This is a genomic window from Enterobacter cloacae complex sp. IR53030 (assembly GCF_049238365.1).
Taxonomy (GTDB): domain Bacteria; phylum Pseudomonadota; class Gammaproteobacteria; order Enterobacterales; family Enterobacteriaceae; genus Enterobacter; species Enterobacter kobei.
The window spans coordinates 1-17152 of sequence record NZ_JBMKHA010000011.1; the positions used below are offsets into that span (position 1 = coordinate 1).

The window sequence follows — 17152 nt, forward strand, 5'->3', positions numbered from 1 at the left end:
TTACGCGTATGACAGGCTCCGGAAGACGGTTGTTGCGCACGTATTCGGTGAACGCACTATGGCGACGCTGGCCAGTTTTTGTTGACCACTTCATACCGCAGGAGACATGATGGAGAGCATTAATAATCAAGTGCAGTCGGTACGCCAGTTGCTGGCCATTCCCCAACTGGCCATCCCAAGCTATCAGCGACCTTACCGCTGGGGCTCCAAGAATATCTCGGATCTCTTTACCGATTTGGCAACCCATCAGGACAAGAGCGCCTACCGGCTGGGCTCGGTGGTATTTCATCAGCACACCGATAGTGAGCAGGGCGAGATGCTTGATATCGTCGATGGTCAGCAACGCACCCTGACCCTGATGTTGACCGTCAAGGCGCTGATCGAGGTGCTGGATAACGAAAATCGCAGTGGCAAAGAGAAGAGTATCCGGTTTCAACGTCAGGATCTGCGTGAGCAATTGCAGGTCTTGCGTGGACCTATCGATGCGTTTATGCAGCGCCAGCGCTTCCCCAGCCGGGATTCGGAGTTCAACCTCAGACGCAACTATCTGGAGTTGCGTCGGCTGGTGGCCCGCCCTGAGTTTGACGAGCAGCAAATTGACTTTCTGCTCAACCGCTGTCAGGTGGTCTGCTTTGTACTGCAGGATATCTCGGAGGCGTTCCAGTTCTTCGATTCGCAAAATGCCCGGGGGCGCGATCTGGCTCCTCACGATCTGCTCAAGGCATTTCACCTGCGCGAGTTTGCCGGTCATGAGGCCAATCTCAAGGCCGAGGCGGTCGCCCATTGGGAGCGCCTGCCAAGCGACGAGCTGGCCAATCTGTTCGCCCTCTATCTCTATCGGGTACGCCAGTGGGCCGAGGGCAAGTCGGCCCGCTACTTTGGCAAGGGGGAGGTGGATCTCTTCAAGGGGGTCAACCTAGATCGGGTAGGGCATTATCCTTACGTGGAGTCGCTGCGCATCGCCCACCACTTTGTCGATGAGTACAACAGCCAGTACCAGCGCAAGATTGACGGCCAGTACATGACGTTTCCCTTTCATCTCGACCAGATGATCATCAATGGTCGGCGCTTTTTCGAGATGGCCGAGTACTACCAGACGCGGGTGGCCGCCATCGTGGCCGAGGAGTCTGATTCCGGCAAGGCGCAATCTGCCACCCTGCTCGGCGAAACGCTGACACCGATGGCCAGCAAGGTGCTATCGACCCTGGGCAGCTACGAGCGTCGCCACCGCACCGGGGATCGTTATGTGCGGGCCATGTTCGACTGCGCCCTGATCTTCTATATCGACAAGTTCGGCAGCCAAGGGCTGTCACTGGCCATCGAGAAGTGCTTTATCTGGGCCTATCGCTGCCGCATCCGCCAGCAGGTAGTGCAGTTGGCAACCATGGATAACTATGTGCTGGAGCACAATCTGATCCGTGCCATTCGTGATGCTCGTCTGCCGGGAGATCTGCACGGCTTCCCTTTGCCTAGCATGAGCAGTCGAGAGAACAAGAACAATCGCAATGGTGCCGAAGATGAGCTGGTCGGGCTGTTTCGGGAGATGAAATATTATGAATGATGCAGGCGTTCGCCCCTTTTCCATTCGTGCACTGCTTGAAGATCGCGCCCGCTATCTGGTGCCCATGTACCAGCGCAACTATGCCTGGGGTGAGGGAGAGATCACCCAGCTGCTGCAGGATGTGCTGGATTATCAGCAAAAATTGGTCAGTGGTAAGGGGCCGCAAACCTACTATATCGGCACCCTGGTGGTGTTTGCCCGGGACGATGGCAGTTTCGAGGTAATCGATGGCCAGCAGCGCTTTACTACCCTCTCTCTGCTGGCCAATTGGCTCAAACATCACGCGATAGATTCGGTGGATATGAGCTGGTATCAGACCATCAACCTCGCTTTTGAGAGTCGCCCGATATCGAGCCATACCTTCGAGCGCTTATGGCAGGGTGTTGCCCCCTACGATTTGCGGGGGAGTACCTTCAATGAAGGTTTGGTGAACGGTTTTGAGCTGATTGGCAAGGCAATGGCGGATCTTGGTTTGGTAGAGGCTAAACTGACGGCCTTTTGCGACTACCTCTTCAAGCATGTGCAGATCTCTCGTATCGAAGTACCCAAGGATACCGATCTCAATCACTTCTTCGAGGCGATGAACAATCGCGGCGAGCAGTTGGAAAAGCATGAAGTGATCAAGGCGCGGCTGATGGAGACGCTGAACCAGATACCCGAGGAAGAGCATCGTCGCCAAAGTATTCATATCCTGACCCGGGTATGGGATGCCTGCGCCAATATGGAGCGCTATATCCAGTACGGCTTTACCCCGCAAGAGCGCCACCGTCTGTTTGGTGAGAGCGACTGGGGTCAGTTTGTGCCCCGTGATTTTGCCCATCTGCTTGATCTGCTAGGATCCCCAAACACGGCCGACGCTGCCGATAAAAGCCGTGCAGCTGCCGGTAGCCAAGGGCGCACCTTGTTGGCCATTTTGCAGGATGACAAGCTTGATGGTGAGCAGACGGTGGAGGAGGAGAGCGCAGGCTCCGAGCGCTTTAACAGCGTCATCAACTTCTCCAACTTCTTGCTCCATGTGCTGCGACTCGTGAGCCGCGACCCGGGTGATACGGAGGGGGTGCCGCTTGATGATAAACAACTGGTCGATCAGTTTGAGCTGCGAGTGATAAGGCAACCGGATCCAGTAGCGGCAGTTCAGCGTTTTATCTATGGCCTGTTAAAGAGCAAGTATCTGTTTGATCAGTTCATCATCAAGCGCGAGTTTGCCGATGGCAAGGATAGTTGGAGTCTGAAGCGGCTGCACTGGTATTCGGAAAAGAGCGTCAGTTACATCAATACCTTTGACAAGGATGAAAATGAGAATGGTTTCTCTGGTGTTAACCGGCGGGTCCTGATGTTGCTGTCGGCGTTTCATGTGTCGACCCCGACCCTGGTTTACAAACATTGGCTGAATGGTGCACTGAGATATCTGTTCGACAATTGTCACCCTGATCAACCGGTGGATGCCGGGGCTTATCTGTCCTATCTGGAGAGTCAGGCTCGCCGCTTTGTCTTCCAGCGCTTTTTGGCGCCTGGTGAAGGGGCTTCCTATTACCAGATGCTCTACCTTGATAACGCCCTGTTGCCCGCCATGAATGTGGATGAGAGTTGGCACAAGGTGATTACATCCAAACTTCGCTTCGGTCATATCGAGAACAACTTTGTCTTCAACTTCCTCGACTATCTGCTGTGGGTACGAGATCGGAATAGCGACAAAGTTGCTGGCCCCTTTGAGTTCACTTTCCGCAGCTCGGTGGAGCACTTCTCACCCCAGCATCCGATGGATGGCTATAAACCGGTTGAGCAGAGTGCACTCCATTCGTTTGGCAACCTTTGCCTTATCAGCCACAGCAAGAACTCGCGCTTGAGTAACTTCCAGCCGCAACAGAAGCAGGAGCACTTTGAAGCAAGCCTTGCCAATAACCAGACTGATAGTCTTAAATTGCTTGCTATGATTCGGCTGATGAAAGATAAAGGTCGTTGGCTGGAAGATGAGATAGCTGTGCATCAACAAGATATGTTGCAGGTCTTACTATCCAATCAAATTCAGCAATAACGGATTGAATCTGTTTATGAAATTTGGCTGCTATCAACTAATGGGCGTTAAGTTGATTGTATGATCTGATTGATAAAGAAGGGGAGACTAAAAATCTCCTCTTCTTTGCAGCAGTTTACTGCGGTCTTTTTGTGATGCATCAGCATAAAACGTTTTACTTGTGGACCCTAAGAAATGGAGAACATTATGTCGACTGTAGATACCTCTACAGCAGAGGAACTCAATCAAGGAGGCTCAGATTTTATTCTGACTTCCCTCGAGGCTATGCGTAAGAAGTTATTGGACCTTACGTCTCGAAATCGACTTTTGAATTTCCCTATCACTCAAAAAGGGTCTTCACTACGTATTGTTGATGAATTACCAGAACAGCTTTATGAAACCCTTTGCTCGGAAATCCCGATGGAATTTGCTCCTGTGCCCGATCCAACTAGAGCGCAGCTGTTAGAGCATGGCTATCTCAAAGTTGGGCCAGATGGTAAAGATATACAGTTAAGAGCTCATCCTAGCGCTAAGGATTGGGCGCACGTCTTAGGAATCCGTACAGATTTTGATTTACCAGATAGCCATAAAACGGTTGTTTCTGATTCAGATAGAGAGTTGCTGGAAAAAGCCCATCAGTTTATCTTGCAATATGCCCAAGGCCAGAATGGAAAATTAACAGGGATTCGTTCTGAATACGTTAATCAAGGTATAGCTTTGTCAGCGTTGAAGGAGGCGTGCTGCTTAGCAGGCTATGAAGGGCTTGAGGATTTTGAACGACAAGCAAAGGCTGGGAATGAGATTAGTATATCTTCTTCCAATCCCTCTCATGACGATAATCGGATACAGGCTCTGCTTTATCCAAATGAACTGGAAGCTTGTTTGCGCGCCATCTATGGTAAGGCTCAAACTGCTTTGGAGGAGAGTGGCGCCAACATCTTGTATTTGGCGTTAGGGTTCCTTGAGTGGTATGAAAGCGATTCCTCTGAAAAGGCACGTTATGCACCGTTATTTACAATTCCGGTGAGATGTGAACGAGGAAAATTAGATCCGAAGGATGGTCTTTACAAGTTTCAACTTTATTACACGGGTGAAGATATTTTGCCCAATCTCTCTTTGAAGGAAAAACTTCAGGCTGACTTTGGCCTCGCTCTTCCTTTGTTCAATGAAGAGGAAACTCCAGAGTCTTATTTTGCTTCGGTGAAGAAGGTTGTAGAGCAGCACAAACCTAAATGGTCTGTGAAACGTTATGGTGCACTTAGCTTGCTCAATTTTGGCAAGATGATGATGTATCTTGACCTCGATCCTGCCCGCTGGCCTTGTGACAAGCGCAATATATTGTCTCATGAAGTAATTCGTCGCTTTTTCACCAGTCAGAGCTGTGGTCAAGAGAATTCCGGCTTACCTGGTGGCTTCGGTCAGCATGAGTACTGCATCGATAGTTACCCTGATATTCATGACAAGGTTCCACTAATCGATGATGCGGATAGCTCGCAGCACAGTGCGTTGATCGATGCTATCCGTGGTCAAAACTTAGTCATTGAGGGCCCTCCTGGTAGTGGCAAATCACAAACGATCACCAACTTGATTGCAGCAGCTCTGCTCAACGGTAAGAAAGTCCTGTTTGTGGCAGAGAAGATGGCTGCACTGGAGGTCGTCAAACGTCGCTTGGATCGTGCGGGGCTAGGTCAATTTTGCTTAGAGTTGCACAGTCATAAAACTCATAAGCGCAAGGTGCTGGATGATATTAATGCTCGCTTGGTGAGTCAGGCGACCATGCCTACTATGGAAGAGATTGATGCTCAGATTTTGCGTTATGAAGATCTTAAGCAGCAGCTCAATGAATATGCCGCATTGATCAATAACCAATGGGCGCAAACAGGCAAAACGATCCATCAGATTTTGAGTGGTGCAACCCGTTATCGTCACAAATTAGATATTGATGCAACAGCACTTCATATCGAAAACCTTTCCGGGAAGCAGTTGGATAAAGTGACCCAATTACGGCTGCGTGACCAAATAGTAGAGTTTAGCCGCATCTACAAAGAGGTTCGTGAGCAGGTGGGGGCTAATGCAGAAATATATGAGCACCCTTGGAGCGGTGTGAATAACACACAAATTCAATTGTTTGACAGCGCTCGTATAGTCGATTTGCTACAAACTTGGCAGACATCAATTATCGACTTTCAACATAGCTATCAAGAATATGTAGATAAGTGGGCGTTAGAAGGCGAAAGCCTTAATACGCTTCAATATATTGAGCAATTGGTAGAAGATCAGTCGAATCTTCCAGTGTTGTGTGGTTCAGAGCATTTCCCAGCACTTAGTGAGCTAGATTCACCCGATGCCATTGCACGGGTGCGTCACTATTTATATAGGTTCGAGTTGCTACAAGGTCATTATGTGGCCTTGAGCCAGGTTATCGAGCCTCAAAAGCTACGACTTTTAGAACAAGGACAATCGTGTGACTTTCCTCGTGAAGAGCTGGAAAAATATGGTGCAGCAGAGGATTTCACTTTACGTGATTTGGTCAGGTGGCTTGAATCCATCCAATCAATTCATGATGAGTTATCATCTATTTATGCGCAATTAAACGATTTCAAAAATGCTTTGCCAGATGGTATTGCTTCGTATATCGATGATTCGCAAGCTGGATTGCTATTCTGCTCTGAGTTGTTGTCGATTCTGGGTGCTTTACCGACTGAGCTTATTAGAGTTCGAGATCCTCTTTTTGATGATGATGATATCGATGCAGTATTGCGCGACTTAATGTGTCAAATCGAAACATTGCGTCCTTTAAGAGATGGTCTATCTACTTTGTATCAATTGGACCAGTTGCCTTCCCAAGAGATGCTCGCGCATGCCGTTGCTGTTATCCAGCAAGGGGGATTATTTGCATGGTTTAAGAGTGATTGGCGTAGTGCCAAGGCACTGCTCATGGCGCAATCTCGTAAGCCTGACACTAAGTTTGCTGAGTTAAAACGCTGCTCAGCTGATTTGCTCAAGTATTCGGAGCTGTTACAACGGTTTGAACAAAGTGACTTTGGTAATCAACTTGGTAATGCATTCCGAGGGTTGGACACCGACTGTGAACAACTCATGTTATTGCGTGATTGGTACAAGAAGGTCCGAGCTTGTTACGGGATAGGTTTTGGAAAGCGAGTTCCGATAGGCTCTGGATTATTTAACCTAGATGGTGAGATTATCAAAGGTGTGCATTTAATCGAGAAATCGCAGATTAGCTCAAGATTAATGACTTTGGTTAAACAGGTCGAGCACGAGGCTAAGTTATTACCGCGTATTTCTAGCTTGTTGGAAGAACATGCATCTTGGTTAGGTGAGCAAGGTGTATTGATGCAATCTTACCGACAGGTGCGGAATACTCTCATTGCCTTGCAGGGATGGTTTATCAATCCAGATATATCATTAGAGCAGATGACTCATTCCTCCGAGATTTTGCAAAACATAAACGATCTTCAGATATCCCTTGAAAATGACTCGTTACAGTTAGGGGCGTTTTTACAATTAACCCCATTGGCTTGCGGTGCGTATAAAAATAATCAACTGACGTTAGACACTATTAACGACACGCTGAATTTTGCCGAGCAACTGGTTGATAAGATAAATTGCGTATCCTTGGCTACCCAGATCAGACATTTGGCTAGTGGTAGTGATTACGATTTACTATGTCGTGATGGTGGGGAAATAGTTTCGAAATGGAATGAACAGATTAAAAATGCTGAGTTATATGCGCTAGAAACAAAGTTAGAGCGGAGTCAGTGGCTCAAGTCGACTGATGGTTCTCTTAATACATTAATCGAGCGCAACGAAAGAGCAATACAGCAACCCCGTTGGTTGAACGGGTGGGTTAACTTTATTCGTTGTTACGAGCAGATGCATGAAAATGGATTGCAGCGAATCTGGAGTGCTGTACTTGCGGGCTCGCTCCCGATTGAAAAAGTTGAATTGGGTTTAGCATTAGCAATTCATGACCAGCTGGCGCGGGAGGTTATTCACATCCACCCTGAATTGATGAGAGTTTCCGGCTCACAGCGCAATGCTTTGCAGAAGTCATTTAAAGATTACGACAAAAAACTGATTGAATTACAACGTCAGCGGATTGCAGCAAAAATTGCTTGCCGAAATATACCAGAAGGGAATTCTGGTGGTAAGAAAAGTGAATATACAGAACTAGCTTTGATCAAAAATGAGTTGGGTAAAAAAACCAGACATATTCCAATTAGGCAATTGGTTAACCGTGCATGTAATGCGCTGGTTGCAATTAAACCTTGTTTCATGATGGGGCCAATGTCAGCAGCTCATTACCTAGAACCTGGACGAATGGAATTTGATCTGGTGGTGATGGACGAAGCGTCTCAGGTGAAGCCAGAGGATGCATTGGGTGTCATCGCGAGGGGCAAGCAACTAGTGGTCGTTGGTGACCCGAAACAGCTACCACCAACCAGTTTCTTTGATCGAAGTGCCGACGGAGAAGATGACGATGATGCCGCGGCTTTAAGTGATACTGACAGCATTTTGGATGCTGCTTTGCCACTGTTTCCTATGAGACGTTTGCGTTGGCACTATCGTTCACGACATGAAAAGTTGATTGCATACTCTAACCGCCATTTTTATAACAGTGATTTGGTGATATTCCCTTCCCCAAATGCTGAGTCTCCAGAGTATGGGATTAAATTTACCTATGTGTCAAAAGGTCGGTTCTCCAATCAACACAATATTGAAGAAGCCCAAGCAGTTGCTGAGGCCGTACTTCATCATGCGCAACACCGGCCGGGTGAGTCACTCGGGGTAGTGGCCATGAGTTCCAAGCAACGCGATCAAATTGAGCGCGCTATCGATGAATTGCGCCGAAATCGCCCTGAATTTAACGATGCAATCGATGGCTTATATGCCATGGAAGAGCCACTTTTTGTGAAAAACCTTGAGAACGTTCAAGGGGATGAGCGTGATGTAATCTTTATTTCCTTTACCTATGGACCTTCTGAGCATGGTGGAAAGGTTTATCAACGCTTTGGACCTATCAATTCCGATGTTGGCTGGCGTCGCTTGAATGTGCTTTTCACTCGATCAAAAAAACGGATGCATGTGTTTAGTTCAATGCGTTCTGAAGATGTATTGACGAGTGAAACCAGTAAACTTGGTGTTATTTCGTTGAAAGGTTTTTTACAGTTTGCCGAAAGTGGCAAACTAGATTCCCTCACAACGCATACCGGCAGGGCTCCAGATAGTGACTTTGAGGTTGCTGTAATGGAAGCACTCAATCACGCTGGGTTTGAGTGTGAACCTCAGGTAGGGGTTGCAGGATTCTTTATTGATCTAGCTGTGAAAGATCCAGGTTGTCCTGGCCGTTACTTAATGGGCATAGAGTGTGATGGTGCGGCTTATCACTCAGCTAAATCTGCTCGTGATCGTGACCGTTTGCGTCAAGAGGTTCTGGAGCGTTTGGGTTGGAGAATTAGCCGCATTTGGTCCACTGATTGGTTCAGTAATCCTGATGAGGTTCTATCTCCGATTATCCGTAAACTCCATGAGCTTAAAACATTGGCTCCAGACGTTGTTGTACCTTCCTATGAATATGTAGAAACGATTGAGTCAAGCGCTGAAGTGGCGTCTGACTCAATTGATTCTCTTATGCCCAATTTGGGGCTTAAGGAGCAACTTAAGTATTTTGCCACACATGTCATTGAGGTTGAGCTTCCTAATGTTGATGCTGATCGTCGTTTGTTGCGGCCCGCAATGCTTGAGGCTTTGCTGGAACATCAGCCTTTATCACGTTCCGAGTTTGTTGAACGAATACCTCATTATCTGCGGCAAGCAACAGATGTATACGAAGCGCAACGCTTTCTTGACCGAGTCTTGGCATTAATTGATGGCGCAGAGGCTGAAGCGAATGATGCAGCGTTTGAGTCTGAATTGGCATAAATAGTTAAAGGTAATAAGAACAGTGACAACTGTCGGACAACGTGAACGCGCAACTCAACAGCGCGTAGTCAGGTTTTTTATTGAGGAATTGGGCTATCGTTATCTAGGCGATTGGCACACGCGTCCTAACAACCGTAATGTTGAGCCTGATTTGCTCAGTCATTGGTTGATTGACCGTGGTGTGCCCATATGCTCCCCCTATACTCAAACTATAGGGCAGGATCGTCTACCGGGGTGGGGTCAGTCCATTACTAACTGACAGTTGTACCGAATACTGGGGGCAGGTCAAGCGCTTTAGCTTGTGTGGCAACAACCTCCTTTACAGGACCAGGTAGACGATTACCCTGTGCTGTTTCTGTGCTCAACGCAATCTACGGCTATCCATTTTCTGCCAGTGGTTGCAAAGACGACCATTCAACGTCAGCAAAGTTTCGCAATGCACTGCTATGTAACTCATTGATCCTACGTAGAATTTAAAATCCCTCGGCGTTCGCGCTGTGTGGGTTCAAGTCCCACTCCGGCTACCATGGGAAACAAAGAATAATCAAAGCAATAAGCAGTGTCGTATAAACCACCGAAAGGTGGTTTTTTTATTTTCTAATTTCACTCTCCCATTATTCCCACTTTTCGCAAGTACAGCTTACCGATTACATCATTGCGTCAACATATTGTTATGTTGCCCCGATACTGCAACGGAGTTGGTGTGTGGAATAAGGGGGATTATATAAGCATGTCAGGTATTGGTGAATGGCATGATGTGGGCGACAGCAGGTGTTCGGAAGAATGGAATGGGAGGGTAACCCTCCCGATTCGTTATTTTGCGAATATACAATCTCGCCCAGAAGGTGCACCCATTACTCGGATCATTTTTTTACAAATCACAGTGACCTGCTGTCCTTTTTTCAATGCTACGGCAGTAGCCTTTTCTGAGTTTTCCATCTCCATTCGTGCAGGCATGAACTGATTGTCTGTTTGTAAGCCGATGATAATTGAGTCTGTAAAATCTTTATCAATGGACTGAACAACCCCGTTGACTGAGATGAGCTTACCTTTCATGTTTTCATCGGTTGCGACTTCATTCTCTTCATAAGCTTTAAAAAGCTGTTTTGCGGAGGTCGTAAACACTTCTTTTTGCGGTACTGACTTCTGCGTATCCGCAACTGGTGCAGAAGACGAAGTCGCGCCTGCTTCCGATTTGTCGTTTTTACCGACGATATATCCCAGAATCATCAAAGCAATAAAGATATAAAAAATCCATTTAATAAATTTCTTCATGAAATCACCTGTTAGCTAATAGTTTTGCTGCGAAAATAATGTGATAATTTCACCTTATTACTTTATCGCATAAGGACGCTTATTGCCTATAAAAAGAATTTACGCGAGTAAATTCTTTTATCCTGTTTCAGTGAAAGCATTGTTGTGGCTTAAAGGAGGATAAGTGCAGCGATAAACGTCATGAAATGCCGCTGAATTGCCGATGTTACAGTATAAAGCTGGTTCAATGGTGCATGAACATCGTGTCGTCACACCCCACCCAAATACGCCTTCCTCACCTCCTGATTGCCCAGCAGATCCTCGCCGCTGCCGCTCAGGCGGATCTGCCCGTTAACCATCACATACCCGCGATCGGAAAGCTTCAGCGCGTGGTGCGCATTCTGCTCCACCAGGAAGATCGTCATCCCGTTGCGGGCCAGCTCGCGCAGCGTCTGGAAAATCTGTTTCACCGCAATCGGGGCTAAGCCCAGGCTGGGCTCATCCAGCAACAGCAGCGTCGGACGGCTCATCAGCGCCCGGGCAATAGCCAGCATTTGCTGTTCTCCGCCGGACAGGGTCATCGCGCGCTGTTTACGCCGTTCTTTCAGGCGAGGGAACAGATCGAACATCGTTTGCATATCTTCGGCCGCAAACTGGTTGCCAATCGGGATGGTCCCCATCAGCAGGTTCTCTTCGACGGTCATATCCGGAAAGATACGTCTGCCTTCAGGTGCCTGAGCAATGCCGCCGGAGGCGACGTAGTGGGTGGATTTATGGCTGATGTCTTCGCCGCGATAAAGGATCTGTCCGTTGCGGATACGCGGCTGGCCAAAGATGGACATCAGTAATGTCGATTTACCCGCGCCGTTTGCGCCAATCAGCGCCACGGTTTCTCCTGTATTCACCTCAAGTGAGACCTGTTTCAGCGCCTGAATCACGCCGTAAAATACATCCACCTCGCGGAAGGCCAGCAGCGGTTCGCTCATAGGGTGACCTCGCTTTCATCCGTGCCCAGATAGGCGGCAATGACCTTTTCATCATGCTGGATCTGCGCAGGTTTCCCCCTGGCAATCACGTCACCGTGGTCGAGCACGATAATATCGTCCGAAATCTCCATCACCATCCCCATGTCATGCTCAATCAGTAATACCGTGATGTCATGATGATCCCGCAGAAAACGAATAATGCTGCTCAGCTTATGCGTTTCAACCGGGTTTAGCCCGGCGGCAGGTTCGTCGAGACAGATCATCTCCGGTCCGGTACACATTGCCCGGGCGATCTCCAGGCGACGCTGCTGACCGTACGACATCTCTCCCGCCAGGCGATTGGCACAGTCCACCAGATCGACCACTTCCAGCCAGTAGAAAGCTCTGTCGAGGGCGTCGCTTTCCGCCCGACGGTAGGCCGGGGAATTAACGATCCCGGCGAGCAGATTACGGTTAACGCGCATATGCTGTGCGACCAGCAGATTTTCCACGACCGACATCTCGCGAAACAGACGGATGTTCTGGAAGGTGCGCGCCAGCCCGGCGCGGTTGACCAGGTGGGTTCCGCCAAACATTTTATAGAACAGACGCTGCCCGAACTGCGCGGGGTTAATCCAGTCACCCGGCTGAAATTTTTGCCCGAGTACCTGAATGACGTTTGTCGTCTTATTGCGGCTGGTAAATAAAATATTGCCGCCGGAGGCTCTGTAGAAGCCTGTCAGGCAGTTAAATACGGTGGTTTTTCCCGCCCCGTTTGGCCCAATCAGGGCAGTAATGGAACCGCGCTGCACGTCCAGGTTGACGTCGTTTAGCGCCTTAATCCCGCCGAAGTGCATCATCAGATGTTCAACGCGCAATATCGTTTCGTTCATGGCGCGACGCCCTTACGCACGGCAAATCCGCTGCGGTTAATGCGGATCAAACCGCGTGGACGCCAGATCATCATCACCACCATCAGCATGCCAAACAGCAGGACCCGGTACTCGGCAAAACTGCGCAGCAGTTCCGGCGTGACCGTCAGCACAAAGGCAGCCAGCACCACGCCAAGCGTAGACCCCATGCCGCCCAGTACCACAATGGCGAGGATCAGCGCGGATTCAAAGAAGGTAAACGATGTCGGGTTCACGAACCCCTGATAGGTGGCGAAGAATACCCCGGCGATGCCAGCAGTCGATGCGCCCAGCGTAAAGGCCGAAAGCTTGACCAGCACATGATTGAGCCCCATGGAGCGACAGGCAATTTCGTCTTCCCGCAGGGCTTCCCACGCCCGGCCGATCGGCATCCGCGTCAGGCGGTGCTTGATATAGAGCACCAGCATTACCACCAGAAACAGCACCGTATAGATAAAGATAAACTTCATGTTCGGGTTATAGGTGAGGTGGAAAAACTCGTGAAAAGGCACGCCGCCTTCTTTTGCGCGTCGTCCAAACTCAAGGCCGAAAAAGGTAGGAGGAGGGGCCGACACGCCATTAGGCCCACCGGTGAACGTCAGCCAGTTGTTCAGGATCAGGCGAATGATCTCCCCGAACCCGAGGGTGACAATGGCCAGATAGTCACCGTGCATGCGCAGTACCGGAAAACCGAGCAGGGCGCCCGCGGCAGCGGCCATAATGGCCGCCAGCGGCAGCATGCTCCAGAAGCCTAAGCCGAGATACTGATACCCCAGCGCCAGTCCGTACGCACCAATCGCATAGAAAGCGACATACCCCAGATCCAGCAAACCCGCCAGACCCACGACGATGTTCAGCCCCAGCCCAAGAAGCACGTAGATCAGCCCGAGAATGGCGACGGTCAGCACATATTTAGTGGCGACAAACGGGAAGCAAATGGCAACGGCAATCACCAGGGGAATAATCCAGCGCATGCGGCTTTTGTATTCCGGTGGCCGGACATAAACACCTGCGCTGTCGGCTTCAAAACGTGCCTGGAAACGTGCGCCTGGGGCGGTACTTAAAAAAGCGCTCAGCAGAAAACGACCCAGCATAACGATGCCGACTATCCATGCGAGTCGCTGTCCGGCGAAGTTAAAGCTGTATCCGTCCAGCACCACGCCGGCAATCGGGCCAAAAATGATTAACGCAATCAAGCCAGAAAAAATGGCGTCCAGAATACAGCACTTAAGCGAAAAGCCGTGAGAGGTCATCGTATTCTCCTTCACACTTTGGCGACAATCGGGCGGCCAAGCAGACCCTGAGGGCGAAAAATCAGGATCAAGACCAGTAAGCCAAACGAGAACACATCTTTATAATCGGAGTTCACCATGCCGGAAAATTGCGCCTCGGCGACGCCCAGAATCAACCCGCCGAGCATCGCGCCCGGCAGGGATCCAATCCCGCCGAGCACCGCTGCGGTAAACGCCTTAATGCCAATCACAAACCCGACGTAGAAATCAAAGGTGCCGTAATTCATGGTGATGAGCACACCTGCCAGGCCCGCCATGGCCGCACCAATGACAAAGACCAGGGAGATAATCCGGTCGGTGTTGATCCCCAGAATCGAGGCCATTTTACGGTCCTGCTGTACCGCGCGGCACATCCGCCCCAGCCGGGTATGGTTGATTATCCAGGTCAGCACCAGCATGCCGGCAAACGAGGCGACCAGGATAAATACTTTGGTATAAGTTATTTGCACAAAACCTTCGCCCAGATGCAGACGAAGTACGCCGTCGAGCATGGTTGGCACCCCTTGCTGGCGCGGCCCCTGGCTCAGCTGCGCGTAGTTTTGCAGGATAAGCGACATCCCGATGGCAGAGATAAGCGGCGCCAGGCGCGTAGAGTTCCGCAACGGCTTATAAGCAATACGCTCGATGGTCCAGCCGTACACCCCCGTAACGACAATGGTGAATACCAGCGTTCCCAGTATCAGCAGGGGGAATGACTGCAGGCCGAAGAAAGAGAGTAGCGCCAGGCCAATGGCGCAGAGGTAAGCGGAAATCATATACACTTCGCCGTGGGCGAAATTGATCATCCCGATAATGCCATACACCATGGTGTAGCCGATGGCGATGAGGCCGTAGACGGAGCCCAGCGTTAAGCCATTGATTAACTGCTGCAGGAAGAATGTACTCATCTTAGCGCGCTCGTTTTATAGGCTGCACGTGGTGTGCAGCCTGATGTTTATTACGCGCCGGCAGGCAGGCCCGCCGACGTTGAGCGTGATTCCGTCCCGTTACTGCACTTCCTTATATTTTCCTTTGTCGTCCCACTGGTAAACCACGTAGTCGGAGACTTTCAGATCGCCCTTGCTGTCCCAGGCTTTTTTACCCATCACCGTGTCGACCGTATTCGCTTTCAGCCACTCGCTGGCTTTGGCGGAGTCCTTGCCGCCCGTGGCTTTAAACGCAGCAGCAATGGCCTGCACGGAAGCATAGGAGTAGAGGGTGTAACCTTCCGGTTCGAATTTAGCGGCGCGGAATTTCTCAATTACTGCTTTACCGTCCGGGATCAGGCGCGGATCTTTACCGAAAGTCATATAAATGCCGTTGGTATACTGTGGACCGCCCGCCGCCGTCACCATCTCTTCATTAACAATGCAGTCGCCGGAGAAGAATTTCGCCTGCACGCCCTGTTCACGCATCTGGCGAACCAGCGGACCGGCTTCCGGGTGACAGCCACCGAAGAACACCACGTCCGGTTTTTGCGCGCCAATCTTCGTCACCAGCGCGTTAAAGTCTTTTTCACCGCGCGATAACCCCTCGTACATCACATCCTTGACCCCGCGTTTCGCCAGTGCCGCTTTGGTGGCGTCTGCCAGCCCCTGCCCATAGGTGTCTTTATCATGAATGATCGCCACGCGTTTGGCTTTCAGCTTATCAATGATGAAGTCGCTGGCAACCTGGCCCTGCTGGTCATCGCGGCCGCACATGCGGAACATATCGCTCATACCGCGTTCGGTGATCAGCGGGTTCGTCGAGCCGGGGGTAATGGAAATGATCCCCGCATCGCTATACACCTCAGAGGCGGGCATGGTCGATGAGGAGCAGAAATGGCCGACAACGGCGTTGACTTTATCCTGGTCGACTAAGCGGTTGGCGACAGCCACGGCCTGTTTAGGCTCGCACGCATCGTCACCCTGAACCAGCTTGATTTTCTCACCGTTAATCCCGCCGGCAGCGTTAATATCTTCAGCGGCCTGCGTTGCGCCGTGCCAGTACTGATCGCCATAGGTGGCATTGGGTCCCGTAAACGGCCCGGCGACACCAATCACGATATCTGCCCGGGCGGAAAACGCCGTCACCAGACAACCAGCTAACACAAGAGACAGGGGAGTTCTGATTAATTTCAGCGACATTATTATGTTCCTTAGCAAAGAGGTTTTTGCACCACGGCGTAAACCTGAACGCCCAGGGCGCAGCCAATCCAAAACACGGGCAAGAACAAAATGCACTAAACGAACGGCATCCTGCATGATACGGCGAGGTTTCCATGCGCAGCGTCGCGCGAAGAACAGCAAGCAAAAACGTTGCCAGAATGGTTAACCCCTTGACGGGGTTATGACATCTTTGAGTATAGAGCGCCGCGTTCTGCCGCCCTGCGGCAGGAGAAGAAATTACAGCGGAGATCACATATCGTTAACATTAAAGCCCATAAGTTGTGCAAGGGTCACGATTTGCACACTTTTGCAGCAATAAAGACCTAAACTTCAGCCGGGAACGGCGTAAGAACTGTGTTAGGATCTTTTCCTTTTTATCAGGAGTGTCCGCGATGACGGAAGGTCCATTAAATGAAAGCGAAATGGCATGGCTGGAAGAGACTCTCATGTCTTACGGCCATGACGATGCGTCCGTGATTGATGTATCCGAACTGGACGGCATGCTTACCGCAGTGCTTTCCGGCCCTGTTGTCGTTGAGCCAGATACCTGGCTGGTGGCCGTGTGGGGCGGGGAGAAATACATTCCGCGCTGGAAAAACGATCGTGAAATGAACCGTTTTATCGATCTCTGCTTTAAGCATATGAACGACATTGCTGAGCGGCTGAGCGAATACCCGGACCAGTTTGAGCCGATGTTTGGATATAACGACGTCGACGGTGAGAGCTACACCGTGGTGGAAGAGTGGTGCTATGGCTATATGCGCGGCGTGGCGTTGACGGACTGGTCAGCCTTGCCGGAGTCTCTGAAGGCCGATCTCGAGGTGATTGCCCTGCACGGTACGGAAGAGAACAGCGAGAAGCTGGATGAACTGAGCGAAGAAGACTATATCGCCAGCATTGAGCGCATCCAGCCAGCGGCACTGCGTTTATATCAATACTGGGTAGATAACCCGCAGCAGCCGGAAGCAAAGAAGCCGATTGTGAACGGTACGAAGGTCGGGCGTAACGATCCGTGTCCTTGCGGCAGCGGGAAGAAGTTTAAGAGCTGCTGTTTGCATTGATAAAAAAGGGGCTAAAGATAGC

Annotated in this window: 10 protein-coding genes and 1 pseudogene; 5 read left to right on the top strand and 6 right to left on the bottom strand. The window is 50.2% G+C overall.

The window, feature by feature from the left end; genetic code table 11:
* The 4 genes and pseudogenes from ACOTXR_RS12705 to hhe all read left to right on the top strand — a co-directional run.
* Nucleotides 1-70 (top strand): annotated as a pseudogene (locus tag ACOTXR_RS12705) (IS1 family transposase); the annotation flags it as partial.
* Between the two features lie 39 nt (nucleotides 71-109).
* The gene (locus tag ACOTXR_RS12710; protein ID WP_000443938.1) at nucleotides 110-1561 is read left to right on the top strand and encodes a DUF262 domain-containing protein; all 1452 of its coding nucleotides are present in this window, start codon (nucleotides 110-112) and stop codon (nucleotides 1559-1561) included.
* The gene (locus ACOTXR_RS12715; RefSeq protein WP_222834564.1) at nucleotides 1554-3596 is read left to right on the top strand and encodes a DUF262 domain-containing protein; all 2043 of its coding nucleotides are present in this window, start codon (nucleotides 1554-1556) and stop codon (nucleotides 3594-3596) included. The genes ACOTXR_RS12710 and ACOTXR_RS12715 overlap by 8 nt, the downstream gene beginning before the upstream one ends.
* Before the next feature lie 186 nt (nucleotides 3597-3782).
* Nucleotides 3783-9518, top strand: a complete 5736-nt coding sequence (hhe, locus tag ACOTXR_RS12720; RefSeq protein WP_222834563.1) for a DUF4011 domain-containing anti-phage protein Hhe — start codon at nucleotides 3783-3785, stop codon at nucleotides 9516-9518.
* A gap of 813 nt (nucleotides 9519-10331) precedes the next feature.
* Here the strand turns inward: hhe and ACOTXR_RS12725 are convergent.
* The 6 genes from ACOTXR_RS12725 to ACOTXR_RS12750 form a co-directional block, all read right to left on the bottom strand.
* Entirely contained in the window at nucleotides 10332-10793 is a 462-nt protein-coding gene (locus tag ACOTXR_RS12725; RefSeq protein ID WP_014884375.1) for an OB-fold protein, read from the bottom strand.
* 248 nt (nucleotides 10794-11041) lie between these two features.
* Nucleotides 11042-11758 (bottom strand): ABC transporter ATP-binding protein, encoded by a 717-nt coding sequence (locus ACOTXR_RS12730; RefSeq protein WP_058691001.1) that lies wholly within the window; start codon nucleotides 11756-11758, stop codon nucleotides 11042-11044.
* Nucleotides 11755-12630, bottom strand: a complete 876-nt coding sequence (locus ACOTXR_RS12735) for an ATP-binding cassette domain-containing protein (RefSeq protein WP_014884373.1) — start codon at nucleotides 12628-12630, stop codon at nucleotides 11755-11757. The genes ACOTXR_RS12730 and ACOTXR_RS12735 overlap by 4 nt, the downstream gene beginning before the upstream one ends.
* Nucleotides 12627-13901 carry a high-affinity branched-chain amino acid ABC transporter permease LivM gene (livM, locus tag ACOTXR_RS12740; protein ID WP_058691000.1) on the bottom strand — a complete coding sequence of 425 codons (1275 nt, stop codon included), beginning with the start codon at nucleotides 13899-13901 and terminating at the stop codon, nucleotides 12627-12629. Before livM ends, ACOTXR_RS12735 begins: the two co-directional genes overlap by 4 nt.
* Nucleotides 13902-13912: 11 nt before the next feature.
* The gene (locus tag ACOTXR_RS12745) at nucleotides 13913-14827 is read right to left on the bottom strand and encodes an ABC transporter permease subunit (RefSeq protein ID WP_014884371.1); all 915 of its coding nucleotides are present in this window, start codon (nucleotides 14825-14827) and stop codon (nucleotides 13913-13915) included.
* Nucleotides 14828-14926: 99 nt separating this feature from the next.
* Nucleotides 14927-16048, bottom strand: coding sequence for a branched-chain amino acid ABC transporter substrate-binding protein (locus tag ACOTXR_RS12750; protein WP_014884370.1), 1122 nt, complete (start codon nucleotides 16046-16048; stop codon nucleotides 14927-14929).
* A 413-nt stretch (nucleotides 16049-16461) separates the two neighbouring features.
* Between ACOTXR_RS12750 and ACOTXR_RS12755 the strand changes: the two genes are divergently transcribed.
* On the top strand, nucleotides 16462-17130 hold the full coding sequence (locus tag ACOTXR_RS12755) for a YecA family protein (RefSeq protein ID WP_014884369.1): 669 nt from the start codon (nucleotides 16462-16464) through the stop codon (nucleotides 17128-17130).
* Nucleotides 17131-17152: the final 22 nt, after the last annotated feature.